Source organism: Tistrella bauzanensis, assembly GCF_014636235.1.
GTDB lineage: Bacteria > Pseudomonadota > Alphaproteobacteria > Tistrellales > Tistrellaceae > Tistrella > Tistrella bauzanensis.
The window spans coordinates 1-1,737 of the sequence record NZ_BMDZ01000165.1 but is presented as its reverse complement, the minus strand read 5'-3'; the positions used below and the strand labels follow the sequence as shown (position 1 = coordinate 1,737).

The following is a 1,737-nucleotide window of genomic DNA, read 5'->3' as shown; positions in this document are numbered from 1 at the left end:
TGAGGATTCGACACCCCGAGCCTAACGGCTCAAGGCGAGCAACGCCGCTCTCCCTTTTTCAACAATGACCGGGACATCCCCCATGAACACCACCGGCGACCATAGGACCGGGCAGGGCGGCGTCGGCTTCACCCTGCAATACGGCGCCCATGACGTCCGCGCACGGGTTGTGCCCATGGGTGCTATCGCGCCGCCGGTGTCGCCCATGGCTATCAGCCGCATCTGCCGGCGGCGACGGGTCTCAGCAACATCTCGATCGACATCCAGGCGACCGACTGCTCGCAGTTCTTCCATGCGACCGAGGGCACCTTTCCGGCACTGGCCGGCCCTGAAACCGCCAGCACCATCCGGGTGCGTGGCACCGGTGTCGATATCGATTGCGACATCGTCAATGCCGATCCGGCGATCCTGGGGGCCGACAAGCCCGGCGCGCTGGTGCGGGTGACCGGCGCCTGTAACCGGGCGCGGGTCCGGTTTCGGGGCAATGCCGCGCAGGGGGTCGAGTTCGGTATGCCCTATCAGCCCAATGGCGAGGCGATCACCATCTCGACCATCGGCCTCAGGCTGGCCGAGGCGGTGAAGCAGGACAACCGGATCAATGTCGAGGCGACCGGCACGCTGGATGAGACGGTAAGCACCCAGCAGGTCATGCGGTCGACGGTTGGCAGCGCGCTGATCCCGTTTGCCGCCGGCACCCTGGTGACCGGGCAGACCAGTGGTGCCACCGGTATGGTGATGATGTCGATCCCGACAAACCGCTTTGTCGCCATCCGCCCGTCCGCCGGCAGCTTCGTGGCCGGTGAGGTGGTGTCGGACGGCACCAGCAGCTTCACCATCGACACGATCGCGGCCGTGGTCGGGAGCAATATCATCTCGGTCTGATGGTGGCGCTTCGGCCGGTTGCGTTCCGGTGAAACGCATGAAGCCCCGGCGTCCGATAAGGGAGCCGGGGCTTCATTGAATCTGTCGGGGCCTTGCGCCAGATCACCGCCTGNAAGGGAGCCGGGGCTTCATTGAATCTGTCGGGGCCTTGCGCCAGATCACCGCCTGGGTGAAATGGTGCCGCCGGTGTGGATTGAACACACGACCTCTCCCTTACCAAGGGAGTGCTCTACCACTGAGCTACGGCGGCGCCTCTGGCGAAGCGGGCGGAAACTGCCATGAAAACCCGGCATCTGCAACCGGTTTTTCCAGCCCCGGCCGCCGGCCGGGTGGTGCATCGCGCAAGGGCTGCCACCCTGGGTGGGATGGTGCCGCCGGTGTGGATTGAACACACGACCTCTCCCTTACCAAGGGAGTGCTCTACCACTGAGCTACGGCGGCGACGCTCGCGAATGTTGGCGGGGTGTGCCATGTTTCCCGCCGCCATGCAACCCCGTTCTTCATCGCATGGCGCTCGTGATGATCAGGCGAAACACCGATGACAGATCAGGATGCTTCCCAACCCGTTGACGGCAGGGCGCAATCGCGCCGCCGCCAGCAGCCGGCCGAAACCGAGGCCGCCCGCCTGGCCGCGGCTGAACGCAAGGCACGGCAGGCGGCGCAGTTACGCGCCAATCTTCAGCGCCGCAAGCATCAGGCCCGCGACCGGGTGGCCGATGATCATGAGACCGGGCCTGAGGACTGACCGCGCCGGCGCGGGTCGGGGTTGCCGACAGGGCAACGAGTCCAGGTTAACGCGCTTGCAGAGCCGCCATGAGGTATTGTGTGTCCCACGTAGCAAGTTTGCGCCTGGCC

General features: G+C 65.7%; 2 protein-coding genes and 2 tRNA genes. 2 read left to right on the top strand and 2 right to left on the bottom strand.

Annotation, left to right across the window (positions count from 1 at the left end; translation table 11 throughout):
- Positions 1–351 precede the first annotated feature (351 nt).
- Positions 352–882, top strand: coding sequence for a hypothetical protein (locus IEW15_RS25325; protein WP_188583289.1), 531 nt, complete (start codon positions 352–354; stop codon positions 880–882).
- Positions 883–1,057: 175 nt separating this feature from the next.
- Here IEW15_RS25325 and IEW15_RS25320 read toward each other — a convergent pair.
- Together IEW15_RS25320 and IEW15_RS25315 are read right to left on the bottom strand one after the other, a co-directional pair.
- Positions 1,058–1,132: transfer RNA gene (locus IEW15_RS25320), tRNA-Thr, on the bottom strand.
- Between the two features lie 116 nt (positions 1,133–1,248).
- Positions 1,249–1,323 (bottom strand) — tRNA-Thr (locus IEW15_RS25315).
- Between the two features lie 97 nt (positions 1,324–1,420).
- On the opposite strand from IEW15_RS25315, the gene IEW15_RS25310 reads away from it, so the two are divergent.
- Complete coding sequence (locus tag IEW15_RS25310; RefSeq protein ID WP_188583292.1) at positions 1,421–1,627, top strand: hypothetical protein; 207 nt, start codon at positions 1,421–1,423, stop codon at positions 1,625–1,627.
- Positions 1,628–1,737 lie beyond the last annotated feature (110 nt).

Bases quoted from the DNA above. Each gene is read 5' to 3' on its own strand.
- IEW15_RS25310 (WP_188583292.1), top strand. From the start codon at position 1,421: ATGACAGATCAGGATGCTTCCCAACCCGTTGACGGCAGGGCGCAATCG.